This is a genomic window from uncultured Alsobacter sp. (genome assembly GCF_945952055.1).
Classification (GTDB): domain Bacteria; phylum Pseudomonadota; class Alphaproteobacteria; order Rhizobiales; family Beijerinckiaceae; genus Alsobacter.
Genome location: NZ_CAMFHB010000019.1, coordinates 34,354 through 59,351, shown reverse-complemented (window position 1 = coordinate 59,351; position 24,998 = coordinate 34,354). Strand labels below are relative to the sequence as shown.

General features: G+C 69.0%; 18 protein-coding genes. 1 reads left to right on the top strand and 17 read right to left on the bottom strand.

All coding sequences use genetic code 11. The features are described 5' to 3' along the window. Positions 1-157: 157 nt before the first annotated feature. The 13 genes from Q0Q47_RS15390 to Q0Q47_RS15330 all read right to left on the bottom strand — a co-directional run bounded on the left by Q0Q47_RS15390 (position 158) and on the right by Q0Q47_RS15330 (position 15,118). Complete coding sequence (locus Q0Q47_RS15390; RefSeq protein WP_293861508.1) at positions 158-1,189, bottom strand: succinylglutamate desuccinylase/aspartoacylase family protein; 1,032 nt, start codon at positions 1,187-1,189, stop codon at positions 158-160. A gap of 183 nt (positions 1,190-1,372) precedes the next feature. After that, positions 1,373-2,548 carry a mandelate racemase/muconate lactonizing enzyme family protein gene (locus Q0Q47_RS15385; protein ID WP_293861506.1) on the bottom strand — a complete coding sequence of 392 codons (1,176 nt, stop codon included), beginning with the start codon at positions 2,546-2,548 and terminating at the stop codon, positions 1,373-1,375. Between the two features lie 10 nt (positions 2,549-2,558). Further along, entirely contained in the window at positions 2,559-3,572 is a 1,014-nt protein-coding gene (locus tag Q0Q47_RS15380) for an ABC transporter ATP-binding protein (RefSeq protein WP_293861504.1), read from the bottom strand. Continuing rightward, complete coding sequence (locus tag Q0Q47_RS15375) at positions 3,569-4,558, bottom strand: ABC transporter ATP-binding protein (protein ID WP_293861502.1); 990 nt, start codon at positions 4,556-4,558, stop codon at positions 3,569-3,571. The genes Q0Q47_RS15380 and Q0Q47_RS15375 overlap by 4 nt, the downstream gene beginning before the upstream one ends. Beyond that, the gene (locus tag Q0Q47_RS15370; protein ID WP_293861500.1) at positions 4,555-5,448 is read right to left on the bottom strand and encodes an ABC transporter permease; all 894 of its coding nucleotides are present in this window, start codon (positions 5,446-5,448) and stop codon (positions 4,555-4,557) included. The genes Q0Q47_RS15375 and Q0Q47_RS15370 overlap by 4 nt, the downstream gene beginning before the upstream one ends. Then, positions 5,435-6,388 (bottom strand): ABC transporter permease, encoded by a 954-nt coding sequence (locus Q0Q47_RS15365; RefSeq protein ID WP_293861497.1) that lies wholly within the window; start codon positions 6,386-6,388, stop codon positions 5,435-5,437. The genes Q0Q47_RS15370 and Q0Q47_RS15365 overlap by 14 nt, the downstream gene beginning before the upstream one ends. 164 nt (positions 6,389-6,552) lie before the next feature. Further along, positions 6,553-8,127: an ABC transporter substrate-binding protein gene (locus Q0Q47_RS15360; protein ID WP_293861494.1), complete on the bottom strand. Its 1,575-nt coding sequence runs from the start codon at positions 8,125-8,127 to the stop codon at positions 6,553-6,555. Beyond that, the gene (locus Q0Q47_RS15355; RefSeq protein ID WP_293861491.1) at positions 8,124-9,272 is read right to left on the bottom strand and encodes a LacI family DNA-binding transcriptional regulator; all 1,149 of its coding nucleotides are present in this window, start codon (positions 9,270-9,272) and stop codon (positions 8,124-8,126) included. The genes Q0Q47_RS15360 and Q0Q47_RS15355 overlap by 4 nt, the downstream gene beginning before the upstream one ends. Continuing rightward, positions 9,272-11,008 (bottom strand): IlvD/Edd family dehydratase, encoded by a 1,737-nt coding sequence (locus Q0Q47_RS15350; RefSeq protein WP_293861488.1) that lies wholly within the window; start codon positions 11,006-11,008, stop codon positions 9,272-9,274. The genes Q0Q47_RS15355 and Q0Q47_RS15350 overlap by 1 nt, the downstream gene beginning before the upstream one ends. Positions 11,009-11,219: 211 nt before the next feature. Continuing rightward, positions 11,220-12,080 carry an amidohydrolase family protein gene (locus Q0Q47_RS15345; RefSeq protein WP_293861485.1) on the bottom strand — a complete coding sequence of 287 codons (861 nt, stop codon included), beginning with the start codon at positions 12,078-12,080 and terminating at the stop codon, positions 11,220-11,222. A gap of 19 nt (positions 12,081-12,099) precedes the next feature. After that, on the bottom strand, positions 12,100-12,759 hold the full coding sequence (locus tag Q0Q47_RS15340) for an RraA family protein (RefSeq protein WP_293861482.1): 660 nt from the start codon (positions 12,757-12,759) through the stop codon (positions 12,100-12,102). A 44-nt stretch (positions 12,760-12,803) separates the two neighbouring features. Beyond that, positions 12,804-14,009 (bottom strand): mandelate racemase/muconate lactonizing enzyme family protein, encoded by a 1,206-nt coding sequence (locus Q0Q47_RS15335; RefSeq protein ID WP_293861479.1) that lies wholly within the window; start codon positions 14,007-14,009, stop codon positions 12,804-12,806. Between the two features lie 188 nt (positions 14,010-14,197). Beyond that, positions 14,198-15,118: an AraC family transcriptional regulator gene (locus tag Q0Q47_RS15330; protein WP_293861476.1), complete on the bottom strand. Its 921-nt coding sequence runs from the start codon at positions 15,116-15,118 to the stop codon at positions 14,198-14,200. Between the two features lie 372 nt (positions 15,119-15,490). Here Q0Q47_RS15330 and Q0Q47_RS15325 point away from each other — a divergent pair, with 372 nt between their 5' ends. After that, complete coding sequence (locus Q0Q47_RS15325) at positions 15,491-15,763, top strand: hypothetical protein (RefSeq protein WP_293861473.1); 273 nt, start codon at positions 15,491-15,493, stop codon at positions 15,761-15,763. 30 nt (positions 15,764-15,793) lie between these two features. On the opposite strand, the gene Q0Q47_RS15320 is transcribed toward Q0Q47_RS15325, so the two are convergent. The 4 genes from Q0Q47_RS15320 to Q0Q47_RS15305 all read right to left on the bottom strand — a co-directional run bounded on the left by Q0Q47_RS15320 (position 15,794) and on the right by Q0Q47_RS15305 (position 24,996). Then, positions 15,794-17,872: a methyl-accepting chemotaxis protein gene (locus Q0Q47_RS15320; protein ID WP_293861470.1), complete on the bottom strand. Its 2,079-nt coding sequence runs from the start codon at positions 17,870-17,872 to the stop codon at positions 15,794-15,796. A gap of 30 nt (positions 17,873-17,902) precedes the next feature. Further along, the gene (locus tag Q0Q47_RS15315) at positions 17,903-18,979 is read right to left on the bottom strand and encodes a TRAP transporter substrate-binding protein (RefSeq protein WP_293861467.1); all 1,077 of its coding nucleotides are present in this window, start codon (positions 18,977-18,979) and stop codon (positions 17,903-17,905) included. 204 nt (positions 18,980-19,183) lie between these two features. After that, a complete protein-coding gene (locus tag Q0Q47_RS15310) occupies positions 19,184-23,449 on the bottom strand; it encodes a peptidoglycan-binding domain-containing protein (RefSeq protein WP_293861464.1) in 4,266 nt (1,421 codons plus the stop codon). A gap of 170 nt (positions 23,450-23,619) precedes the next feature. Next, the gene (locus Q0Q47_RS15305; protein WP_293861461.1) at positions 23,620-24,996 is read right to left on the bottom strand and encodes a sugar kinase; all 1,377 of its coding nucleotides are present in this window, start codon (positions 24,994-24,996) and stop codon (positions 23,620-23,622) included. Between the last annotated feature and the right edge of the window lie 2 nt (positions 24,997-24,998).

Genomic DNA, 24,998 nt, shown 5'->3' with positions numbered 1-24,998 from the left:
CCGTTGACTTGACCTCTCAGCCGTCCTGCCCGGGCTCGGCCCGGGCATCCACGACTTTGCCGGGGCCATCCTGAAGTCGTGGGTCCCCGGGCCGAGCCCGGGGATGACGTGCGGAGGGGTGGGCACGGGCGAAGGTCTTTGTAGGCGAGGAGTTCCCTCACCCCATCACCACGCCCGTCACCACGATGTGCTGACCCTGCAGCACGGGCGCGCCCCAGGCCTGGGCGATGACGATCCCGTCCACGCCCGCACGCGCGGGCCACGGCGGCAGGTCGATGCGCTCGAAGTCGTGCAGCAGGCCCACCGCCTCGCCGGCCTTGACCGGCACCCCGCAGGGCATCAGCGGCTCGTAGTGGCCGGCAAAGGGCGCCACGGTGAAGCAGCTGCGGTCGACCATCGCGACCATGCGCTGCGAGCCGTCCGCGTGGTGGGCGATCTTCTCGATGGTCCCCGTCAGCTGCCCATGGTGGATGGCGGCTGCGCGGACGCCCTGGCGACCGTAGCGCACGCCCTCGTGGCTGACGGCGCCGCCCCAGCCGAGCTCCGTGCCGACCGTGATCTTGCCCAGCCGTTCGGCCTCGCTCGGGAGCAGCCCGGGCGTCTCGTTCTGGTAGGTGATGACCAGCGGCGTGCCGAACCACCGGGCGGTGTCCTCGATGAGCTTGCTCTGCACCGGATCGGCGATCGGGTGGAAGCTCGCCCCGGGCGCGAAGCGCGCCACCTGGCCGCCGGCATGCAGGTCGATCACCACGTGCACGTGCTGCCAGAGCGAGGTGCGCACGAAGTCGGCGATGCGGTGGGTGATGCCGGCGATGCCGGGCACGCGCCCCGCGCCGTCGACGAAGGCACGGTTGAGGTTCACGCGGTCGTCGAGCGTCGAGTCCCGCGTGCCTGCCCTGAAGGCCGCGACGTTCAGCACCGGGATGAGGATGATGCGCCCGCGCACGTCGCCGATGGCGATTTCGTCCATCAGGTGGCGGATCGCCATCGGGCCTTCGTACTCGTTGCCGTGGTTGGAGCCGAAAGCGACGAGCCCCTGCCCGGCCTTCGCCTCCGGGCCGACGAAGACCGTGAGCGGGATGAGGTGGTCACCCCAGATCGAGTCATGCTCCAGCGCGACGTAGTAGTCGCGCCGGCCGGGGCTCTCGAGATCGAGGAGGGCTGGGCGGACGATCTGGCGGTCGGTCATGGGTGTGGCCTCGGCGATTGTGGATCTGTCTTGCAATGAAGCCTCGACCCCTCAGCCGTCATGCCCGGGCTTGGCCCGGGCACCCACGACGTCGGGCGGCCCAGGCAAAGTCGCGGGTCCCCGGGCCAAGCCCGGGGATGACGGCTGAGAGAGGGTGCGTCGTCGACAAAGTTGCACAGCATCTCAATTGGCGCGGTGGGCCTGGATGAAGTCGCGGTCGACCTCGACGCCGATGCCCGGCAGGTCGGGGATCAGCACCGTCCCGTCGTCCTCCAGCCGGAACGGCCGGCCGACGGTCACGCCGCGGGTGAGCGCGCTCTGGCTGACGTTGAACTCGACGAAGCGCGCCCGCGGCAGCGTCGCGATGAGCTGCAGGCTGTAGCCGGTGAGGAGGTGCGTGAGCCAGGAGTGCGGCACGAGGTCGATGCCGGCTTCCTCGGCGAGGCGCGCCACCTCGCGGGCGACGGTGAGGCCGCCGCAGCGCGACAGGTCCGGCTGGATGACGTCGACGCAGCCCTGCTGGATGAAGCGCTCGAAGTCCCACACCGTCGCGACCTGCTCGCCCGCCGCGACGGGCACGGGGCTCGCGGCGCGCACGGCCGCGTACTCGTCGAAGCGCTCGGGATGGATGAAGTCCTCGACCCAGCCGACGCCGTAGTCGGCGAGCCATTCGCACAGCGCGATCGCCTCGCGGCGCGAGCGCATCGGGCCCGGTTTCGACCAGCCGACCGGATACCAGCCGGGATCGACGAGCAGCGCCCGGTCCGGCCCCAGCGCCTCGCGCGCGGCCGCGACCAGTTCGCGGTCCCGGCCGGGGTCTTCGCCGAAGACGCCCCAGCCGAACTTCACGGCCCGGAAGCCGAGGTCGACATAGCCCTTCGCCGCGGCGGCCATGCCCTCCGGCGTGTCGCGGAAGAGCGTCGAGGCATAGGCCGTGACGCGGTCGCGCCGGCGGCCGCCGAGAAGCGTCGAGAGCGGCACGCCCGCGGCCTGGGCGCGGATCGACCACAGGCAGTTGTCGATGGCCGAGATGCACTGCATGGCGATGCCGCGCCGCCCGTAGTAGGCGCTCCCGACATAGAGCCTGTCCCACAGCCGCTCGACCTCCAGCGGGTTCTCGCCGACGAGGAGCTCCGAGAGCGACTTGAAGCCCATCACCGCCATGCCGGGCCCGGCGATGATGGCCACCGCCGGCGGCGCCAGCGTCTCGACGTCGGCCCATCCCTCGAGCCCCTCGTCCGTCGCCACGCGCACCAGCAGCTGCCAGTCGCCATTGTCGGTCGCTTCTTCGCCGCCCGCCGTGGAGCGGTAGGCCTGGTCGCCCTTGAGCAGGATCGGTTCGACGGCGGTGATCCGCATGGCGCGCTCCTCAGGGCTTCGGGCCGGTGACAGGGCTCTTGCCGGTGGTCTCGGCGAAGTGGCAGGCCACCTGGTGGCCGGGCAGGATCTCGCGCAGCAGCGGCCGTTCGGCCGAGCACACGGCTTGCGCCAGCGGGCAGCGGCGGTGGAAGCGGCAGCCGGGCGGCGGGTCGAGCGGGCTCGGGATTTCGCCGGTGAGCCGCGCCCGCTTGCGCCGCAGGCGCGGATGGCGCACCGGCACGGCGTCGAGCAGCGCCTGCGTGTAGGGATGTCGCGGGTCGGCATAGAGGTCGCGCTTGCCCGCGATCTCGACCACGTGGCCGAGATACATGACCGCCACGCGGTCGCTGATGTGTTTCACCACCGCGAGGTCGTGCGCGATGAACAGATAGGAGAGCCCCATCTCCTGCTGGAGATCCTGCAGGAGGTTGACGATCTGCGCCTGCACCGACACGTCGAGCGCCGACACAGCCTCGTCGCACACGATGAATTTCGGCTTCGGCGCGATCGCCCGTGCGATGCCGATGCGCTGGCGCTGGCCGCCGGAGAACTCGTGCGGGTAGCGCCGCGCATGGGCGGAGGCGAGACCCACGACGTCGAGGAGCCGGCGCGCTTCTTGCGCGAGCTGCGGGCCGCTGTGCCCACCCTGAATCGCGAGCGGCTCGGTGATGATGTCCTCCACGGTCATGCGCGGGTCGAGCGCACCGTAGGGATCCTGGAAGACGATCTGCATGGCGCCACGCAGCGCCCGCAGTTCGGCCGGCGGCAGGGCCAGCACGTCGCGCCCCTCGAAGCTGACGCTGCCGCCCGTGGCCTCGATGAGGCGCAGGACGAGGCGGCCCGTCGTCGACTTGCCGCAGCCGGACTCGCCCACGAGGCCCAGCGTCTCGCCGTGGCCGATCGTGAAGGACACGTCGTCCACCGCACGGACGCGGCCGACCTCGCGCTCGACGACGAGGCCCTCGCGCACGGGAAAGTGCTTGGTGAGGCCGGTGACGGAGAGCAGGGGCTCGCGTGCGCTCATGCGACCGTCCCTCCCGCCACCTCGGCCGCGCGCAGGCACGCCGACGCATGGCCCTCGCCCACCATCTCAAGCGGCGGGCGACGCGCATCGCAGAGCGCCACGGCCCAGTCGCAGCGGGGCGCGAAGCGGCAGCCCGGAGGCGGCTTGGCCAGCGACGGGAGCGTGCCGGGGATCGTGCGCAGGCGGTCGGTCTCCTCCGCCATCTCGGGCGTCGAGGCGAGCAGGCCACGCGTGTAGGGGTGCGACGGCCTATCGAACAGAGCCTCGGCCGGGGCGGTTTCCGCCACGCGCCCCGCGTAGAAGACGCTCACCCGGTCTGCGAACTCGGCGATCACACCCATGTTGTGGGTGATGACGACGACCGCCATGCCGAGCTCCGCCTGCAGGTCGCGCAGCAGGTCGAGGAGTTGCGCCTGGATGGTGACGTCCAGCGCCGTGGTCGGCTCGTCGGCCAGCAGCAGCTTCGGCGAACAGGCGAGCGCCATGGCGATCATCACCCTCTGCCGCATGCCGCCGGAGAGCTGGTGCGGATAGTCGTCGAGGCGCCGGCGCGCGGAGGGGATGCCCACCTTGTCGAGCATCGCCACCGCGCGCTCGCGCGCCGCCTGCCGGCCGAGGCGCTCGTGGTGGACGATCGTCTCGACGATCTGGTCGCCGATGGAGAAGACCGGGTTCAGCGACGTCATCGGCTCCTGGAAAATCATGCCGATCCGTCGGCCGCGGATCGTGCGCATGCGCTTCTCGGACAGGGCGAGCAGGTTCTCGCCCTCGAACAGGATCTCGCCCGACACCCGGCTCGCCGCCTTGTCGAGAAGCCCCATCACGGCGAGCGCCGAGACGCTCTTGCCGGACCCGGATTCCCCCACGATGCCGAGCACCTCGCCCGGCGCCACCGCGAAGGACACCCGGTCCACGGCCGTCACCATGCCCTCGTCGGACCGGAAGGCGACCGTGAGATCGGTGACGGTGAGCAGCGGCGCGCTCATCGGGCATCGACCTTGAGGCGCGGGTCGAGCACGTCGCGCAGGCCGTCGCCGAGCAGGTTGAGGCCGAGCACGGTGACGGCGATGGCCGCCCCCGGGATCGCGGTGAGCCAGGTCGCCTCACGGATATAGCTGCGGCCCTCCGCGATCAGGATGCCCCAGCTCGGCGTCGTCGGCGGCGCGCCGAGGCCGAGGAAGCTCAGAACGGCTTCGGACAGGACTGCGTAGGCGAAGACGAAGCTGAGCTGCACGATCAGCGGCGCCATGCAGTTCGGCAGCACGTGGCGCAGCAGGATGCGCAGGTCGCTCGCTCCGCAGGCCCGCGCCGCCTGCACGTAGTCGAGCTCGCGCACCACGAGGACGGAGGCGCGCAGCACGCGCGCGGTGCGGGGAATGTAGACGACGGCGAGCGCGATCACGACCGTGGTCACCGACGGCCCGAGCGCCGCGGCGATGCCGATGGCGAGCAGCACCGAGGGGAACGCCATCAGCGCGTCGGCGACCCGCATCAGCAATCCGTCGAGCCGGCGGAAATAGCCGGACACGGCGCCCAGCATCACGCCGAAGACGGCGTTCAGCATGACCACCCAAAGCCCGATCTCGAGGCTGAGACGCCCGCCCCACAGCACCCGGCTCACCATGTTGCGGCCGAGATTGTCGGTGCCGAACGGGTACTCCCAGGACGGCTCGCGGAAGCGGAAGCGCACAGCCATGCGGTTGGGATCGGACGGCGAAATCCACGGGGCGAGCAGCGTGACGACGGCGACGACCGTGAGGAGGATCGCGCCGAGCACGAAGGCGCGGTTGCGCATGAGCCTGCGGGCGGTGCGGCCCGGGCGCAGCCGCTCCAGGAGGCCCGGGCCGCGCAGGCTGTCGGCGTCAACCGCGGCCATCGACACGCACCCGCGGGTCGAACACGCCGTAGAGCACGTCGACCACAATGTTGAGGAGCATGAGGGCGGCCGCGACGAACAGGAGCCCGCCCTGGATCATCGGGTAGTCGCGCCGCAGGATGGCGTTGCCGAGCAGCGATCCGATGCCGGGCACGCTGAAGATCGTCTCGATGATCACCGATCCCGACAGCAGCACGGAGAGGATGAGGCCGATCACGGTGACCACCGGGATCATGACGTTCGCCAGGGCATGCTTCAGCACGACGACCGTTTCCGGCAGGCCCTTGGCGCGTGCGGTGCGGATGTAGTCCTGGCCGAGCACGTCGAGCATGGTCGAGCGCGTGATGCGCGTGAGCAGGCCGATCTGCAGGAGGGCCAGCGACAGCGCCGGCATGGTCGCCGTCTGCAGGAAGCCGACGAGGCTCGTGGAAGGCGCGACGTAGCCGCCGGTGGGAAGCCAGCCGAGCCACACCGAGAACAGCACGATCATCATCAGCCCGAGCCAGAAGTTCGGCAGCGAGACGCCGATGAGGGCGAGGATCGAGACCGCCTGGTCGACCCAGGTGTTGTGGCGCAGCGCCGCCACGATGCCGGTGACCAGCCCCACCACGACTGTGAGGATGAGGGAGTAGAGCGAGATCCACAGCGTCACCGGCGTGCGCTCGACGAGCGCCTCCATCACCGGCTGGCCGAGCAACAGCGAGCGGCCGAGATCGCCGCGCGCCAGGTTGGCGTAGAAGGACAGGAGCTGCTGCCAGAGGGGCTGGTCGAGGCCCAGGTTGCGACGGATGACCTCGATCTCGGCCGGCGTCGCGTTGGAGCCGCCCATCACCACCGCCGGGTCGCCCGGCACGAGCTTGATGAGCCCGAAGCTGATGAGGCTCACCAGCAGCAGGAGCGGGATCATCTGGAGCAGGCGTTTCAGCGTGTAGCGCGCCATGGGCCTCTGCTTCTGCTGCCTTGGTTCGAAGGCCGCGCCCTCTCCGCCGTCATGGCCGGGCCTGGCCCGGCCACCCACGACTTGAGAATGGCCCCGGCAAAGTCGTGGATGCCCGGGCCGGAGCCCGGGCAGGACGGTCGAGGAGGTCGAGGGCGATCACTGCCTCACGACTTCAGCCACACCCCCGACATGCGCGGGATGTAGTAGGCCTTGAAGCCTTCCACGTTGGCGCGCACGGCCTGGGTCTTCGGCATGGCACCGAAGGGGATGGCCATGACCTGGTCGAGCGCGCGGGCCTGCGCCTTGGCGAAGGCGGCCTTGCGCTCGTCCAGCGTCTTGCCGCCGGCCAGCGTCTGGAAGGCCGCCTGGAACTCCGCGTCGGGCTCCTTGGGCTTCCACACGTAGTTCGGCGCCGCCATCTGGCGCATGGTCTGCGGGCCGCCGAGCGCGATCACGGTGATCCAGCCGGTGTAGAAGAAGTTCCAGCCCTCGGTTTCCTTGATGCTCTTCTGCAGCGCCGCCGGCCAGTCGAGCACGAGCAGCTCGGCGTTGATGCCGGCCGCCTTGAGCTGCTCGGCCATCACCAGCGAGGTGTTGTACATGTAGGGGAATTCGCGATTGGTGAGCAGCGTCACCTTCTCGCCCTTGTAGCCGGCTTCGGCGAGGAGCTTCTTCGCCTTGTCCTTGTTCTTCTGGTTCAGGTTCTCGGCACCGGACTCGCTGTAGTAGTTCATGCCCGGAAACTGGAAGCCCTTGTTGAGCTTGTACTGGCCGTCGCTGGCCGCATCCATGATCTCCTCGAAGTCCATGGCCGCGAGGATCGCCTGGCGCACCTTCGGATTGTCCGTCGGCGGGAACGAGGCGTTCGGGTAGGCGACGTTCATCGTGAAGAGTTCGAGGCGGGTGAGCTTGATGTCCTTGCTGCCGGCGAGCCGCTTCTGCGAGGCGACGGGCACGTCCTCCACGCCCTGGATCTCGCCCACTTCGAGCGCCGCGGTGCGCGCCGCCGGCTCCGTCATCATCCGGAAGGTCACCGTGTCGAGGCAGGCCTCCTTGTTGCCGCCGAAGCCGGAGATCGCGGTGTGACGAGTGTCCGGCTTGTAGCCGGCGAACCTCTTCAGCTTCACATGGCTGTCGGGCTTGAACTCGTCGAGCTGGAAGGGTCCCGTGCCGACGACGGGAAGCTGCCCGGCAGCCGCGTCGACGTTCTCGGCCGGGATGATGACGACGGGCACGGTGAAGGCCGAGAGCTGCTCGATGAAGGTGGGCCGCGCCTCCTTCAGCTTCAGCACGAAGGTGTTGGCGTCCGGCGTCTCCCACTTGTCGACGGGCTCCAGGATCGAGCGGTCGACGCCGATCTTCGAGTAGCGCTGGAAGGACGCCGCCACGTCGGCCGAGGTCATCGCTTTGCCGTTGTGGAAGGTAATGCCCTGGCGCAGCTTGAAGGTGTAGGTGAGCCCGTCGGCGCTCTGGTCCATGCTCTCGGCGAGCTCGAGCACGGGGATCATGTTCTCGTCGCGGGTGACGAGCGTTTCGAACATGTTCATGGCGACGTTGCGGGTCGCCGACGAGTTCGAGGCGTGCTGGTCGAGGCCGGGCACCCGGGCCTCCAGCGCGAAGGTGAGGTCGCCGCCCTTGCGTCCGCACTGGGATGCCTGGGCGAGCGCGGTTCCTGCCATGAGTGTCGCAGCGAGGCCGCCGAGGACGGCCCGCGAGGCGATAGTCCTGATCGTGATCATCGTGCTTGTCCCCTCCTGCGGGTGGTCGCTCCCGGATGGTGTGTCCGGTCGTTGCCGTCCTGCGGTGCAGGAGCGGCGTTCGTGGTCGCCAGCGTGGAGGCGTGCGCGGCAAAGCGCACCGGCAGCACCCTCTGGCGGAAGCTGAAGGATCCGAGTGTCAGGCGCTCGAGCATGGCGGCCGCAGCCGCCTCGCCCAGCGCGTAGGCCGGCGAGAACACCGTGGTCAGCTCGGGGCTGGCGTAGCGCCAGAAATCGAGGCCGTTGAAGCCCGACACCCGCACGTCCTGCGGCACGCGAAGCCCACGGCTCGCGAGCAGCTTGATGGCGGCGATGGCCATCTGGTCGTTGCCGCCGATGACGACGTCGGGCACGCCATGGCGGTCGATGTGGTCGGCCAGCGCCGCCTGCGTCGGCTCGAAGCCTTCGTTGCCGCAGCGCAGGAGATGGAACGTGGGCGGGTCGCGCAGGTCCTTCACCACGTCCCGCACGCCGGCTTCGCGGCGCTCCATCGCCGGCCAGGGCTGCTGCGGCACGAGCATCACCGCGTGCCGCGTGGGCTGCGCGAACAGATGCGTGGCCAGCGCCGCGGCTCCGGCCCGGTCGTCCTGGAAGATGCTCGCCGCGTCCGGGACGCCCGGATCGACCTCCCCCTGCAGCAGCAGCAGGGGCTGCCCGAGCGCATGCACGCGCTGGACGATACCGCGCCGCTGCGCCGGGGTGCCCGACAGCATCAGGCAGATGCCGTCGCTCTCGATCTGGCGCAGCAGAGGCGCGTCGTCGAGATCGTCGGGCGCGACGCCGTGCAGCACGGTGCTGTAGCCCTCGCGCCCCAGCGCCGCCGTGAGGCCGGCGAGCATGGCCGCGGTGAGCGGGTCGGAGACGTAGGCGGGCGACGGATCGACGATGACGACCCCGATGGCTTGGCGCCGGTTCGTGCGCAGCCGGCGCGCATTGGCGTGGGGCCGGTAGCCGAGCCGCTCGCAGGCGGCCCGCACGCGCTTGGCGACCTCGGGACCGACGGAGCCGGCGCGCCCGTTGACGACGTTCGACACGGTCATCGGCGTGGTGCCGGCGAGCTGCGCGACATCGCGCAGCGTGACGCGACCGCGCCGCGCATCGTCGGTGCTGTCACGCCGGCCCGGCATCAGTGCGAGGTCCTGTCGACATAGGGGCCGCTGGAGCCCACCAGGAAGTCGAGGTCGACGCCCTTGTCGGCCTGCATCACGTGCTCGACGTAGAGCTTCTCCCAGCCGCGCGCATAAGGCGAGACGAAGGCCGCGAGCTCGCCGCGCCGGCGGTCGAGCTCCGCGTCCGACACGTCGAGGTGCAGGCGCCGCCCGGGCACGTCGAGCTCGATCCAGTCGCCGTCGCGCACCAGCGCCAGCGGCCCACCGGCGGCCGCCTCCGGCGCGACATGGAGGACGACGGTGCCGTAGGCCGTGCCGCTCATGCGCGCGTCCGAGATGCGCACCATGTCGGTGATGCCCTGCTTCAGGAGCTTCGGCGGGATCGGCAGGTTGCCGATCTCGGCCATGCCCGGATAGCCCTTCGGGCCGCAGAACTGCAGCACGAGGATGCTGTCGGCATTGACCGGCAGGTTGGGATCGTCGATGCGCTTCTTGAGGTCGTCGGCGCCCTTGAACACCACAGCCTTGCCCCGGTGCTTCAGCAATGCGGGCGACGCGGCGGACGGCTTCAGGACCGCCCCGCCGGGCGCCAGGTTGCCGCGCAGCACCGCGATGCCGCCGAGCGGCTTGAAGGGCTCCTTCAGCGTCTTGATGACGCGCGCGTCGTGGATCGCCGCATCCTTGTGCGTCTCGCCGATGGAGCGACCCGTCACCGTGATCTGCCCCTCGGCGAGCCGGCCGCGCAACTCGTTCAGCACCGCCGGCACGCCGCCGGCGTAGTAGAAGTCCTCCATCAGGTACTCGCCCGACGGCATCAGGTTGACGAGGCACGGGATCTCGCGGCCCCAGGCGTCCCAGTCGTCGAGCGACAGGTCGACGCCGAGACGGCCGGCGAGCGCGAGCAGGTGCACCACCGCATTGGTGGAGCCGCCGAGCGCGGCGTTGAGCACGATGGCGTTGTGGAAGGCATCGCGCGTCAGCACCTTCGGCAGCGTCAGGTTCTCGCGCACCATCTCCACGGCGCGCCGGCCGCTCTCGAAGGCGAGCACCTGTCGCCGGCTGTCGACCGCCGGAATGGCGCCGTTGTCCGGCAGCGCGACGCCGAGCCCTTCGCACAGGCTCGCCATGGTCGAGGCCGTGCCCATGGTCATGCACGAGCCGGCGCTGCGCGACATGGCCGCCTCGGCCGCCATGAACTGGTCGACGCTCATGGTGCCCGCGCGCACCGCCTCCTTGAAGCGGATGACGTCCGTGCCGGAGCCGATCTGGCGCCCTTCCCAGCGGCCCGACAGCATCGGCCCGCCGGACACCACGATGGTGGGAAGGCCGACGCTCGCCGCGCCCATGAGGCAGGCGGGCGTGGTCTTGTCGCAGCCGACGAGCAGCACGACGCCGTCCATCGGGTTGGCGCGGATCGAGGCCTCCACGTCCATGCTGGCGAGGTTGCGGAACAACATGGTCGTCGGGCGCATCACCGGCTCGCCCAGCGACGTCACCGGGAACTCCAGCGGGAAGCCTCCCGCCTCGTAGATGCCGCGCTTCACGTGCTCGGCGAGGCCGCGCAGGTGGCCGTTGCACGGCGTGAGATCCGACCAGGTGTTGCAGATGCCGATGACGGGGCGGCCGTCGAACATGCGCTGCGGATGGCCCTGGTTCTTCATCCACGAGCGGTAGATGAACCCATAGGAATCCTGCCGCGCGAACCACTCGCGGGAGCGCAGGGGCTTCTTGTCGTCGCTGTCGTCACCGGCCATCGCGTCCTCCTCGGAGATTGCGAAACGCGCTTTGTCCTGGGCTCACGCCTCTCCGCACGCCCTGCCCGGGCACAGCCCGGGCATCCACGACTTCGGGACGGGCCCGGCAAAGTCGTGGATCCTCGGGCCGAGCCCGAGGATGACGGTGATGAGGTCGGAGCGCGAAGGAGAGTGAGGCCATCTGAACAGGCGCATGGGTTCCACCCGCTCCTCAGCCCGGATACCCGCCGTGCCACCAGTGCTCGAGCGGGTTGGAGTGGATGATCCGCTCGATGGTGGTCTCGGCGATGCGGGGCAGGTTGGTGCCCTCGACCTGCCGGTTGATCGTGCGCAGGCCCTCGATGGAATCCTTCACCGACGTGAACGGAAAGTCCGTCCCGAAGAAGATCTTGTTCCACTCGGTGATGAGGTATTCCTGCGCGCAGACCAGGATGTTGTAGTACTGCCAGGGTCGGTAGTAGAGCGCCGAGACCTCGCAATAGACGTTCGGGTTCTTGCGCGCGACGACGATGCACTCCTCGTACCAGGGGTGGCCCATGTGGGCCATGATCATCTTCAGGTCGGGGTAGCGGTGGGCGATGGTGTCGACGTCGAGCGGGCGGCCGCAATGGATGGGGGCATTCGTCCCGTAGGTCGTGCCCATGTGCATCGTGAGCGGCAGATTGTTCTTCTGCAGGTATGCGTAGACGGGCTCGAGGCGGGGATCGAGCAGCGACACGCCGTTGTAGATCGGGCCGAACTTCACGCCCTTGAGCTTGAGGTCCTCGATGGCGTGGACCAGCAGGTCCATGCAGTCCGGCATGCGCGGGTCGACGCAGGCGAAGCCGATGAACTTGTCCGGGTGCTTGGCCACGGCGCGGGCGGTGACCTCGTCGTCGCCGTCGATGCCGATGGAGTCCTTGTAGCGCAGCGAGAAGATGATCGCCTTGTCGACGTCCTGCATCGCAGCGAAGACGTCCTCGCAGTTGCTCTTCAGCGGGAAGCCGCCGGGCCGGGCCCGGCGCGCGAGCTCCGCATAGAGCGGCAGCATCTGGCTGTCGTCGTAGATGTTGACGTGGCAGTCGACGATCATCGGATATCTCCGGAAAGGCTCACAGGATGCCGTAGCGGGCGAAGACGTCGGCGAGCTTGTCGCCGCGCTGGAGGTCATGCAGCGTGTTGCGCTCGCCGGTGACCTTCTCGAAGGCGAGGTCGACGACGCGCTCCTCGACGGCCTTCGGGATGACGACGACGCCGTCGGCGTCGCCGAAGATCAGGTCGCCCGGATCGACCTTCACGCCACCGCAGCGGATCGGCACGTCGATGGCCATGATCTTGCCGCGCCCCTTGGAGTCGAGCGGCGCGATGCCCTGGTGGAAGACCGGGTAGTTCATGGCCCGGATGGCCTTGATGTCGCGCACACAGCCGTCCATCAGGGCGCCGGCGGCGCCACGCACCTTCGAGGCCGTGCTGAGCAGCTCGCCCCAGGGCGCGATGCGCGCCGGATTGGAGCAGGCGAAGACCGGGATCTCGTCCTGCTGCAGGCTGTCGATCAGGGCGATCTCGAGCTCGTAGGGGTTCGACCCCGGCGGCACGTGGTAGACCTCCATGAAGGCCGCAGTGCGGGCCCTCCCCACCATGACCAGGCTCTCGTCGAGCGGTCGGATGGCGGACGGCAGCGCCTGGTCCATGATGCCGACCTGGTCGAGACAGTCCGACAGGACCGCGGTGAACAGCGTGGAGCGGATGTCTGCGAGGCTGCGTAGGGCCATGGCGGTCTCCGGGTCAGGCGTGGGTCTTGGTCGGGCTCAGGTCTTCAGGACAAGGCGGACCGGCGCCGGCGCGTGCCGGGGTCGGCCAGGAAGGCGGGCGAGAGGTCGAAGCCGAGCCCGGGCCCCGGCAGGGGACGCAGGCGGCCGTCGACGATGGGCGGCAGGGCCGTGGCGATGGCGGCGTACCAGCCGCGCGTATAGGCCCGCACGGTCTCCTGGATCAGGGCATTGGGGCTCGTCAGCGCGATGCAGGAGCCGGCCACGTAGCCGACCGGGCCCGTGCAGTCGTGCGGTGCGATCGGCACCTGCCAGGCATCGGCGAGCGCCGCGATCTTGCGCCCTTCGGTGATGCCGCCCGACCAGCCGACGTCGAAGGAGACGATGGAGACGGAGCGCTGCTCGAGGAGCCTGCGGAAGCTCTCCTTGCTCGACGTCGTCTCCGATCCGTAGATCGGGATGCGCGTGAAGCGCGACATCGCGGCCAGCCCCTCGGCGTCGTGCATCGGGATCGGGTCCTCGATCCATGCCGGACGATAGGGCTCGACCGCCGCGACGATGCGCCTGGCGCTCTCGAGATCCCACAAGCCGTGCAGCTCGACCATGAGGTCCATCGCGTCGCCGCAGGCCTCCCGGATGAGGCGAAAGGGCCGCACGCCCTCCTCGATCTGGGCCGGCGTGATCGCCGTCCCGCCATTGGCGAAGGCGGCGAAGTCGAAGGGCCAGATCTTCATGCCAGTAATGCCCTCCGCGAGGAGGGAGCGGGCGAGCGCGACGGGCTCGTGCATGAAGCCCTTGAGGTCGTCGAGATCCTCGGTGGTGTCGTGATCGATGCCGAACCAGCGCTTCACCTCGCCGCGCGCCTTGGTGGCGTAGTGGGGTCCGGCGCAGGTGTTGTAGACGCGGATCTCGTCGCGCACGAGGCCGCCCAGGAGCCGCCACAACGGCAGCCCGGTCGCACGCCCCATCAGGTCCCACAGCGCGATGTCGATGGCGGACGCCGCGCGGACCTCGGCGCCGGAGGACGCATAGCCGACCGGGTGGCGCATGAAGGTGCGGTGCCAGTGCTCGATGCGCGTGGCATCACCCCCCAGGAGGCGCCGCGCGATGTCCTCGTGGATGTGAGCCTCGACCGTCCCCGGGGCGAAGAAGGTCTCGCCGAGCCCGGCATGGCCCGTGTCGGTCTCGATCCGGACCCAGATCAGGTTGTCGTGCGCATCGGTTCGGATCGTCTCGATCGCGGTCACGCGCATGGCGGGCCTCGATCGTCCGAGATCCACGTTCCCCCCGTCCGGACTGGCTGCGACTTGACCGTCATGGCGCCATACCCCGATGCAAGGTCAGCGTTTCACTTTAACGTTATAGTGTCAACGCCCATCGCACGCGCCTCGCGGTTCGAGGCGGCGCGATCAGCGCGGCACGACAGAGGGATTCACCGCCGTCAGTTCGGGGAGGTCTCGGCGTCGTCCGAGGGCGCGGCCACAAGGCCCCGGTAGCGCACCGGCGTGATGCCCACCACCTTCTTGAAGGTGCGGGTGAAATCCGACGGGGAGCCGAAGGCGTAGCGCTGCGCGATCTCGCCGACGGTGAGATTGGTGTTCTGGAGCAGGTCCTTGGCCAGGGAGACCTTGCGCTGGGTGATCCACTGGAACGGCGAATAGCCGGTCGCGATCTTGAAGCTGCGCGAGAAATGATACGGCGACAGCCCGCACGCGTCGGCGATCTCGAGCAGCGACGGATTGCTCGACATGGTATCCTGCATGAACGCCAAAGCGAGCCGAAGCTTGGTCCGGTCGAGAGCGCCTGGCCGCTGCTGGCTTTCCGACGTCATCCTGGCGTGATGGCGGCTCGCATAGACGGACATCATCTGTCCGAGGGCCTCCACATAGGGGCCCGCCAGGGTTCCGTCGTTCTCGAACTCGCCACGCAGGGCGTGGGCCAGTTCCCAGATCATGGAGGTGCCCGGACCGAAATGGGGCTCGAACTCGAAGTCGCCCGAGCTGTCCCGCAGCAGAAGCTCGCGCGTCACGATCGGGTCGAGATAGACGGTGAGGATCTCGGGCTCGCCGGGTCCGAGCCAGCCCTTCACCTCCGTGCCGGCGGGAACGACGTGCACGTGCCGTTCGGGCAACATCCCATCCTGGATGAGCTTGCCCCCTTGCCACATCTGGGCGCTGCGGGGCCGTTCGCGCTCGCTGAAGACGATGGCGTCATGGCTGGAGCGGAAAAAGAGCTCGGCGGGCGTCTGGAACGAGAGGACATGCCGGTCGACGAAGCCGCCACTCCAGGTGAGGCGCTGCATCCCGGTGGCGTGCGTCTTGACCTCGCAAGGCGACTTCTCGAACTTCGTGCGCCGATACACGTGCTCCCCCCGCACCACGACGTGGACATTGACGCGACACACTTGCTTAAACTCGACAATAGGCAAGACCTTGAAGAAAGACAAATTGTATTGGCGCGATATGTAAGGCGCAGAATTTGCGGAATTGTGCGTCGATTGCTGTCACGACAAGTTTGTCCAGTCATGTCGCACCGGATCCATGCGGCGAAGGCTGGCGCAATGCTTTCCCGCTGCCGCCGCCGGAGATGCCAACTGTTCTTGCCAGCCTTGCCAGGTTTTGCGCCAGTATCGGGCAACGGAGTTTCAACACGGGCGGTATTAGCGTCCGCCGTCGTCGGTGCCTGCCCCCGGCCCCGCGGAACGTCGTGCCCTTTCTCCACCGGGTCGCCCAGCATGTCCCTGCGCGTTCGTGCCGACATCGCCAACCAAGCCATCGGGCTCGTTCCGCTGACGGCGCGTGCCGCCGCCTGGCTGGAGACCCATGTCCGGCCGCTGGGCGGAGACTGGCGCTGGATCGACGAGCGCTGGGCCTTCTCGCTGCCCATCCAGGCCATCCCGGAGGACCTGTTGGGATCGAGCGGTCTGCAACTTCATTTCGGGGACGGGGCGAGCTGTGCTGCGCCGGACGTCACGCCCGACCTCTCCGGCCGGATCACGCTCCACTGAGACGAGCACGGCGCGGCAGGCGCCGCCGGCTCAGCCGTGCGACTGCTTGCGGACGCTGCCGAGGAACTGCTCGCTCTCCACCTCGAGATCCGCCGCGTTGACCACGAGGTCGCGCGCATCCTGGTGAAGCGAGGCGATGGCCGAGCTGATGGTCGCCGTCTGGTGGGCGATGGCCCGCACGATCGTCGAGACGTCCGACGTGTTGCGGGCGGACCGGTGCGTGTGCACGGTGATTTCCTCGGTCGCCTGGCGCTGGCGTTCGACCGCGGTGGCGATGGCGTCCGAACCGCCGCGGATCTCCTGCACCATCTCGCGGATGGAGGAGAGGCTGGCGGCGGCTTCGCGGCTCCACTCCTGGATCGCCCGGACGTCCTCGCTGATCTTCTCGCTGGAGACCTTCGTCTGCGCCGCCAGCGACTTGACCTCGTTGGCGACGACGGCGAAGCCCCGCCCGGCCTCGCCGGCCCTGGCCGCCTCGATCGTCGCGTTCAAGGCGAGGAGGTTGGTCTGGGAGGCGATGGCCGCGATGAGGCCGCTGACCTGCGAGATGTTGTGGGCGGCTTTCTCCAGCGATTCGATGACCTGCCCGGTCGATCCCGTGCAGGCGACGGCAAACTCGACGCGCTGCGAAGCGCTGTGCACGCGATCGGAGATCTCGACGATCGCGGCCAGGAGCTGCTCGGCGCTCGATGCGACCAGGGCGACGCTCTCCGACGTCTCGTCGGCGGACAGGCTCACGGCCTGCGCCTGGGCCAGCGCATCCAGGGCGGCGGCGGCGATCGCCTCCGAGCCCTCGCTGGTCCGGCGGGCAAAGGAACCGACAGCGGCGGCACGGCGACGCACGCTGTTCTCGAAGGTCGCGGCGATGCTCCCGAGGTTGCGGTTCTGGCTGGAGATCAGCTCGCTCTGGCGACGGACCTCGGAGATGTCGCGCAGGAGGGCGACACGTCCTCCGTTCGGAGTCTTGCGCTCGGTCGCCAGGATCGAGCGCCCCCGGGCGTCCCGGTGCTCGACGGAGCCCTGGCCGGCCTGGTGGATCTTGGCGAGCGACGAGCCCTGGCCGAACATCTCGGCGAAGGTCCGGCCCCGCTCCGGCGGGCCGGAGGCGCCGTCCGCGAGGTCCGGAAAGCGGGCGTTCCATGTCACCAGGCGATCGTCCGCGTCCCAGATCGCGAAGCCGTCCGGCATCGCCGCGATCGCCTCCTCGAGCATGTCCTGGGCGCGGCGCCGCTCGCGCACGAGCCGGTCCTGGCGCCCGAGGCCGAGCAGGAGCACCAGCCCGGTTCCCAGCACGAGGAACGCCGACAGGACGAAGATGAGCTCGGAGGTCGACAGGCCGTCGAGGCGTCCCTTGGCGAACTGCGCCCGATCGAGCCGCACGGTGACCGTGAAGCCGGGATAGAGGCTGTCGCGCGTGATCGAGGCGACGTCGTCGCCGGTTTCGGCCGCCTCCACCTTGCCGATGGCGGTCTCGTCGTGCGGCAGCGAGGCCACCCGCAGGCCCTCCTTCTGCCGCAGCGTGACCGTCAGGCCCGGAATGCCGGCGAGCGGCTGGAGCGCATCGGTGAGCATCCGCGTGGGGATCTCGGCAACCGCGCGCCAGCTGCCGGTCGACGGGATGACCACGGTGCGGGCCATGTAGATGGACCAGTCCCCCGTGCTCTCGTTCTTGGTGGGGCCGAGGATGCGGGCGCGCAGGGCGATGACGCCCTCGTCCGCCGGAAGCACCAGGCGGCCGTTGCGGGAGGAATTCCGGGCCGAGGCGAAGACGTTGCCGCCGGGCGAGACGAGCAGCAGGTCGCGGAAGAACCGGTTCTGGAAGCTCAGCGCCTCCAGGAGCCGCGTGACCATGAAGAGCGACGCGTAGCTCCCCTCGTCGGTCGCGGCGCCGATCATGGCCGGCAGGCTGGCGAGGCTGCGGTCGGCCTGCAGCAACTGGTCGTTGATGGCGGACTCCGCCGATTGCGCGGCGCGTTCCAGAGTCGCGTCGGCATCGAGCCGCACGGCGACGGCCATGTCGCTGCGGCTGTGCACGGCGGCGAAGACGAGCGCCAGGAACACGATGATCGTGCCCAGCGCGACGGCCGCCTGCAGGTGCCGGATCTTCACGACCCTCGTTCCTCCTGCGCCCGGGCTGGCCTAGTTCGACGGATCGGCGGCGGCGGGGATGCCGCGCTCGTCGAAACGAATGCCGGTCGCGGCGGGAAGCGTCCCGTTCCACGTCTTGGCGCAGGACGACCCGCAACGGGCGGCCCAACGGGGCAGGACGGACTCCACGAACACCTTGCGTACCACCTTCCCGTCCTCCTTCGAGGCCGGGACGAGGGCCAGCGACTTCGCGCTCACCCCGCTGCAGCGGGCATCTCCGGTGTTGCAGTAGAGGCCCGTCATGGTGTCGCGCTCGGCCGACTGCCAGATGCGGGTCTCCAGCGCCTGCACGGCGTCGGCGATCAGCACCCGGTCCTTTTCGTCGAGCGCTTTCCAGGCGGCCGCGTTCACGCCGAAGATCGAAACGCCCCAGTTGATGGGCAGCCCGTGCAGATGGGTGCTCACGTCGGCGAGGCCGACTTCGTTGCCGCTCAGGGTTCCGGTGACGGCACAGTCGACGACCTTGCGGCGCACGGCGTCGGGCATCTGGGCGAACGGCACGACCGTGGGAATGGCCCCCAGCGCGGCGAACATGTCGGACTGGCTGACCGAGGACGTGCGGACCTTGCGCCCCGCCAGATCGTTCAGGCCGGAGAAGGTGCCGGTGCAGAAGAGCACCTGCGCGGGATAGGCATAGACCGCCAGGAGCTGCACGTTGTAGCGCTCCCGCAGGCGGGCCTCGAGGGCCGGCCGAAAGGCGGCCACGGAGCGCTTGAGGGACGCCATGTCCGGGTTCAGGCCCGAGAGATCGATCGCCGCGAGTTCGGGGTCCTCCGAATCGACGACGCTCAGGATCGCGGTGCCGAACTCGACGATGCCCATCTTCATGAGCTGGAGCATCTCCTGCGCCTTCAGGCCGCTGCGGTCGAAGGGCGAGATCTTCGCCGAGAGGCGCCCCTTGCTCAGCCGCGGAAGGTCGTCGCGCCAGAAGGGCTCTTCCAGGTGCACGTACTGGTTCACACCGGCCAGTCCGCCGATGACGCGCAGCTCGGTTGCGGCGGCCTGGCCGCCGAGCGCAAAGGCCGCCAAGGCAGCCAGTGAGCATGCGAGCCGTTGGATCCACGCCATGGGAACGGTTTTCACTCCGGCCTCTCAGGGACCGTGAGCGTAACGTCGTCTGGTTAACGCCCCGTCATGACGGGGCGAGTTCGCGAGAGATGGCAACGGCGAGGACGATGAACGCGTGGGGGCTGGCCGGTCTCGCGGCGGTGCGCACGCGGCGGATCCGGTCGGACGGGACATCCGCCGGCTGGCCCGCATCGCCGCCGAGCGTCAGAGCTTGAGCTGAGGGATGGTCTTCTGCTCCGCCTGGGGCGCCGCATTGGGGCCGGTGAGAATGTCGGTGTAGGCCTTCGGATCCGACAGCCAGATGGCGAACTCGTCCACCCGGGCATTGACCCCGCCGGTCCACGAGGTGACAGTCGGGCCGCATGGCCGGTAGAGCGCCAGCTGCGACATGTCGAGCACGCGCAAGCCTAGCCAGGGAACGGATGCAGGTCCCCGGAAACTGGCCGGCGCGCTGTCGAAAGCCATCGACCGAGGATCCACCACGTTGCCCGCGTCGTCTTTCCAGGCCACGTCGGCCTGCGTTCCGAGAACGCCCAGGCAGGCACTTCCGGCAGAAACCCTTCCGGACTGGACCCAATGGGTGAACTGGTCCTGAACCGGCGTGGGCGCACCGTACTTCTTGGCCAATGTGGCGGCGAACTCCGCTTTGTCGAAGGCCCCCAATCCGAAATAGACATAGCGCCCGATGGCCAGGACCTTCGTGCGCGAGCGCTCCGGCTCCGTCATGAGGAACACGTATTCCTGCTTGTCTTTTCTCACCAGAACGGTGCCGCTGCGATAGACAGACAGCGTGGCGACGCTGGACCGCACAGCCAGGCGGGCGCCGACCTCCATCGTCTCACCGACGATCTTTTCGGCCTCCGCCAGATCCATGCCGAGCTTGACGCCGAGGATGTCGTAGGGCTCCGCGGGCAGCGTCGGAGCGACGGGAGCGGATGCGGCATTGCCACTCCCGGGCGCCGGCTTTTCGACGAGAGGCCGAGTGTCCTTGACGGCCACCGTGGACCAGTCGAAGGACGTGGGGCCGCCGGCCACCGGAATACGAGCAAGTAGCTGTCGGAGGACGACCGCGGTCTTGTAGCTCCACCAGCGAGCTTCCCGGGGCTCGGTATCGATGAGAAGGAGCGCGCGCCCTTTTCCTCCCGTCTCGACGGACACCGACTTGATGTCGAGGTCGGCGAAGAACTCGTAGCCGCCAACGTCGTAGCCGGTCAGACGGGGCCCCGGCATGTCGGGGATGTTGACGACGGCCTCCGCGTCGTCGGCCGAAGCGGACCCCCGACGCGAAAACGCGAAGACCGTTCCGATGAATCCCGTCGCATTCGGATCCCGTTCCTGTCGCAGATGGATGGGGGTCGGGATCACGGAAGGCGAGGTCTGCTTGGCGAGGCCGAAGCGCTCGACAAGATTGCTCAAGCCCATATGTGTGCCGAACCCCTCCCTGCCGTCCCCCGTCGTCCAGCGGAACGTGAGGCGCGGCGGCAGCGCGGCCACGCGCAGTTCGTTCCAGCGGCGGAAGCTGGGAAGGAACCGCTCGATGTCAGCGTCGGTCAGCGCGCGATACCCGGCGGGGAAGAACCGCCCCCAGCTCAGTGGCGGCGCGCTTGGGCCTTGGTCATAGCCCGGGTTTTCCTCCTTCCAGCGCTGCGCCATCAGCCCTTTCAGCAGGGTGTCGTCGCTGGTGAGCAAACCCGTCTTCAACATCATGAGCGTGAGACTGTCCTGGTTCAGCAGGACGCGGGTTGGAGTGCTGGCCAGCGCCACCCGGTCGGGCGGCGTGGTCGCGGGAACGCCTTCGCTCACATTCGCTGCCGGGACGGTGACCAGGCCCCGCCGAGGATCGCGCGGGTGCACCACGGTGAACTCTTGAAGCTCCAAGGTCAGCTTCGCCTCGACGCCCGACGTCGTGTTGGTCCGGCTCACATCCGTGACGCGGACGCGGAACAAGGCCGGGAGGCGGCGATCCGTGCCGGTGGTCAACGAGACGAGGTCGCGGCCGAGCGCTTCGCTGGCCGGCAATCGCAGCAAGGCTTCAGGGTTGCTGATCTGGGACGTGATGAAATTGTCGGCGGACACGTTCGCCGGACGGTCGTAGGCCATGGGCGCGTCGATGATCGGGAAGCCCCCCCTGTCGTACTGGCCCAATCTGATGGACCCGGACAGGATGAGGTCGGCATTGGGAGCCGGTGCGTCCCTCGCGATCTCGGCGACGAGCGCGGTATGGACCTTCTCGCGATCGAACTCGCTGACGCTGCGATTGCGCATCAGTCGCCATGCCGCGGCCGGCACGAAGTCGGGCCCTGCCCCGCTCCGGGCAGCCACGTTGATCAGCCCGTACAGGCTGGCGCGCTCGGCAGGACCGAGCGCGATCTTCGGCAGAGCGTCCTGCTTCTCGCGTGTGACGAGATCGTCGAGGGAGACCTCCTGGATCAGCCGCGTCAGGCCGCTATCCTCGTAGAAGGCGAGCTTCTTGATGGAGGCTACGAGCGAGCGCTGCGCCGTCGGTCTGAACGAATAGCGCACATCGGGAAACCGATCCTCGGTCCCGCTGCCCGAGCTGTTGGGATACGGATCGACGATGTCGGTCAGTTCGAGGTCGTAGGCCAGATACACCGAGTATCCACCAGACTCCGTCGGCCTGATGCGGGAACTGAGGCCACGGGCATCGTTCTCGGTCAGGGCGATGGAGCGAGGCAACTGCGTCAGGTCGGTGATGACGGGGGTTCTCAGACCGTCGAGACTCAAGACGATCCTGTTGCCCCTGTTGTCGGCACCATAGCCCCCGCTACTGGTCCCGGTGATGGGGAAGGCCCGACCGTTGAAGTCATACTTTCCCAGCCCGACGAGGTGGACAAAGCGCATGTTGACGGGGAGCTGGGGGCTGATCCTCTGGAGTTGCGGCCAGTAGGCCTTCTTGAATCTCTGGACCACGTCACGCTTCGCGAATTCGTCGCGATTGGCCGCCCCGACGGCCTTGGCGTTCCTGAAGTCGAAACCGATCATGCCGTTCAGCTGGTCGCGCGACATGATCGCACTGGACAGCGCGGTGATGTTCCAGACGGTCTCCACTGCATTGCCGCCACGGGCCAGGGTCAAGGCAACGAGCGAACGATCGAGAGCTCGCTTGTCTTCAGTCCAGGAGCGCAGCAGAACGCTGTCGTTCTGCACGACGGCTCCCATGTTGCGCCATGAATCGATCGCCTTGGCGACCGGAGTCGCCTCCGCCGGCAGTGCCGGCTGGTCTGGCGCCTGGATCACCTTCTCGAAAATGACCGGCCCGAGCTTCGCATCGGGAGCCGCCGGCGCCTGACGAACCGAGATCTTCTTGGGAACGGCTGTGGCTCGGGTCGAGTAGCGATCCTCCGACGTGAAATCCTGCAGCCGATACTCCACCACGACATCGACCAGGCGGCTGCTCCCGAAGCGTTGGAGCAGTGCTTCTGCTTGCTCCGGGGGAACGGGAACCGAGACCGCGTCCAACGGAGCTTCGAACTCTGCCCGCAAGGAGGACAACGCACCTGGATTCAGCGTGAGTTGCTGAACCCGCTCGAGGCTGGGATCGATCGGAAAGGCCTGTTTGCTCCCATCGTACGCGCGCAACGTGCCGCGCCGGATCATGACGACATCCAGAGGATCCTTCGTGGCGCGCTCGCGCAGAAAGACCTTGGCGGCGGCGAGGACACGGTTCTGCTCGAACTCGTTGCCCTCCCGAAGTTTCTTGCCGAGATCGGCCAGCACGGGATCGGGCCAGGCGGCGTAGCGCATGTCCGCGGAGTTGCGCAGGAAACTCGCCATCGCGTTGGTATCGTCGAGGATGTCCGGCGCACCCCCGACAATGCGCCTGAGGATCTCCCGGTTGAACTGCAACTTCTGCTGGGCCGTCAGGAAACCGGCATCGCGATCCTGAACGACGGCCTGCCCGGACGCAGGCACCGCTCCACCCGGAGCGGGGGCCTGCCTTGGCCCGTTGGCCAATCCCGACAGGTCCAGTGGAGGGGGCTCGCGATACGGCTCGCCGCGAGGCGGTGAACCGGGGCCGTCCAGCGCAGGAAGCCCTCCGCCTCCGCCTTGCGCCAGCGCCTCACCGCCGGGCAGGGACTCCGCGCGCTTCAGCAGCATCTGCAATTGGCGCGGCGTCAGGCGGCCCGTCGCGGCCTCGCCGATGTCCTCCTGGAAGCTCATGATCGCGCCGCGCGTCCGGCCGCTGAACTCGCCGTCGATGCTGCCCTGGTAGAAGCGCAGCGAGGCCAGGACTCGCTGCACCGCCATGCGCTGCTCGGGTGTCGTGGCGGGCTCGCGGGCGCGGGGTGCGGGTGCCCCGCGGCCAGAACCGTGCTGGAGCCCGAAGAAATCGAAGACGTTCTGGGCCTGCGCGGGTCCAGGCATCGTGGCGAGAGGCCAGGCCAAGGTTGCCGCGAGGGTGAGGACGCCGACGATGCGCCGGCGCGCGGAAAGCTTGAAGACTGTCATGCCACGTCATGTCCATCATGGCCGGGCACGGGCGCGAAGGAGCCGTGCTCGGTTAAGCAACCCTTAACGCAGATTGCAAACTACCAATGATGCAATTGCAAGTCGCAATGTTTGACGTGGTCTGACCCGCCGTCCGAGGCGCGCTCCGATCAACCGCGGGCGGCACGCCTTCAGCGCGGTAGCAGGCTGCGCCATCGCTCCCGGCACGCGGCGAGGCCGTCGAGGGTGGCGGGCGCCAAGAGATGACGCGCGGCGACGCGCTGGGGCGAGGGCCAGGACGCGAGCAGGGCCGCGCCCAGCGCCGTGCCCGCCGTGTCGGGCGCGGCCAGCACCTGCTGGTCGGGCCGCAGCGCGGCGAGAAGTGCGCCAAAGGCGGGGTTGCTCGCGAACCGGCCCTCCACGACGAGGGGCCCGGCCGTGGCGCCGAGCCGATTCAGGAGGTCGTCGGTCATCAGCGCGGAATAGAGCGTCGCCAGCGCCGCTCGCCCCTCCGGTGTCCCCGGGGAGGGTCCCTCGATGCGCCCGGCATGCGCGGCATAGGGGCCGCCCTGCGGGGAGAAGCAGGGCACCGCGAGCGTGCCGGCGCGGATGACGGCCTCGATGTCGGCGAGATCCGGCAGGGAAGCCCCCTCGCCGGCGAGGGCCGCGTATTCGCGGCCGCCCATGAACCGGGCCGTCGGGACCGGCGCGCCGCTCGCGGCCACGTTCACGAGCATGTCGGCCGCCGGATCCAGCGCCGCCAACGGCGCGCCGACCGCCATGAGAATGACCCAGGTGCCCGTCGAGACGACGGTGAACGGGGCCGGCGTGTCGGCGAGGTGGGGAAGCAGCGAGGCGTTGGAATCGTGGATGCCGACGCGCACACGAACATCCGGTGCCAGGCCCGTCGCCGCGGCGACCTCCGGCGTCACCGGGCCCAGGACGTCCCAGGCGTCGCGCCTGGGCGGCAGGAGGCGGACCCAGCCGCGCCGCTCGACCAGCGAGGACGGACGGTCGGCGAAGGGAGCCCACAGATCCGTGTGGCACCCGAGCGAGGTCACCTCGGTCGCCGCGACGCCGGACAGGCGCCAGGACCAGTATTGCGGATAGGCCAGGAGCCAGCGGGCCCGGGCGAAGGCCTCGGGCCGGTGGTCCTGCTGCCAGGCCACCTGCCGCGCCAGATTGAGGCCCACCGGCATCGGCGGGGAGAACGTTTCGGAAAAAGGCGGGCGCTGCGCGTCGTACGTGGCCAGGGTCGCCGGCCCGTCCCACTCGTAGTCCATGACGGGCAGGACGAGGCCATCGTCGCCGACGAGCGCGCCGGACGCGCCATGGGTCGTGACCACGAGATCGCCGATCCGGCGCAGCCCGTCGAGCTCCCGCAGGGCCGCGAGGGCAAAGGCCCAAATCGCGTCCACGTCGGCATGGGGATAGGGACCGGTCCCGACCACCCGGTTCGGCATGCCCCGTTCCGCCAGGATCGAGCCGTCCCTGTCGAACAGGGCCGCCTTCACGTTCGTCTTGCCGACGTCGAGGACGGCGATGGCGCGCTCTTCGGCGGGAGCCATGG

Coding starts and splice junctions, on each gene's coding strand:
- Q0Q47_RS15310 (WP_293861464.1), bottom strand. CDS start 23,449: ATGACAGTCTTCAAGCTTTCCGCGCGCCGGCGCATCGTCGGCGTCCTC.
- Q0Q47_RS15375 (WP_293861502.1), bottom strand. CDS start 4,558: ATGAGCGCGCCGCTGCTCACCGTCACCGATCTCACGGTCGCCTTCCGG.
- Q0Q47_RS15390 (WP_293861508.1), bottom strand. CDS start 1,189: ATGACCGACCGCCAGATCGTCCGCCCAGCCCTCCTCGATCTCGAGAGC.
- Q0Q47_RS15385 (WP_293861506.1), bottom strand. CDS start 2,548: ATGCGGATCACCGCCGTCGAACCGATCCTGCTCAAGGGCGACCAGGCC.
- Q0Q47_RS15365 (WP_293861497.1), bottom strand. CDS start 6,388: ATGGCGCGCTACACGCTGAAACGCCTGCTCCAGATGATCCCGCTCCTG.
- Q0Q47_RS15315 (WP_293861467.1), bottom strand. CDS start 18,979: ATGGCGTGGATCCAACGGCTCGCATGCTCACTGGCTGCCTTGGCGGCC.
- Q0Q47_RS15355 (WP_293861491.1), bottom strand. CDS start 9,272: ATGCCGGGCCGGCGTGACAGCACCGACGATGCGCGGCGCGGTCGCGTC.
- Q0Q47_RS15350 (WP_293861488.1), bottom strand. CDS start 11,008: ATGGCCGGTGACGACAGCGACGACAAGAAGCCCCTGCGCTCCCGCGAG.
- Q0Q47_RS15380 (WP_293861504.1), bottom strand. CDS start 3,572: ATGAGCGCACGCGAGCCCCTGCTCTCCGTCACCGGCCTCACCAAGCAC.
- Q0Q47_RS15340 (WP_293861482.1), bottom strand. CDS start 12,759: ATGGCCCTACGCAGCCTCGCAGACATCCGCTCCACGCTGTTCACCGCG.
- Q0Q47_RS15305 (WP_293861461.1), bottom strand. CDS start 24,996: ATGGCTCCCGCCGAAGAGCGCGCCATCGCCGTCCTCGACGTCGGCAAG.
- Q0Q47_RS15360 (WP_293861494.1), bottom strand. CDS start 8,127: ATGATCACGATCAGGACTATCGCCTCGCGGGCCGTCCTCGGCGGCCTC.
- Q0Q47_RS15345 (WP_293861485.1), bottom strand. CDS start 12,080: ATGATCGTCGACTGCCACGTCAACATCTACGACGACAGCCAGATGCTG.
- Q0Q47_RS15325 (WP_293861473.1), top strand. CDS start 15,491: ATGTCCCTGCGCGTTCGTGCCGACATCGCCAACCAAGCCATCGGGCTC.
- Q0Q47_RS15335 (WP_293861479.1), bottom strand. CDS start 14,009: ATGCGCGTGACCGCGATCGAGACGATCCGAACCGATGCGCACGACAAC.
- Q0Q47_RS15370 (WP_293861500.1), bottom strand. CDS start 5,448: ATGGCCGCGGTTGACGCCGACAGCCTGCGCGGCCCGGGCCTCCTGGAG.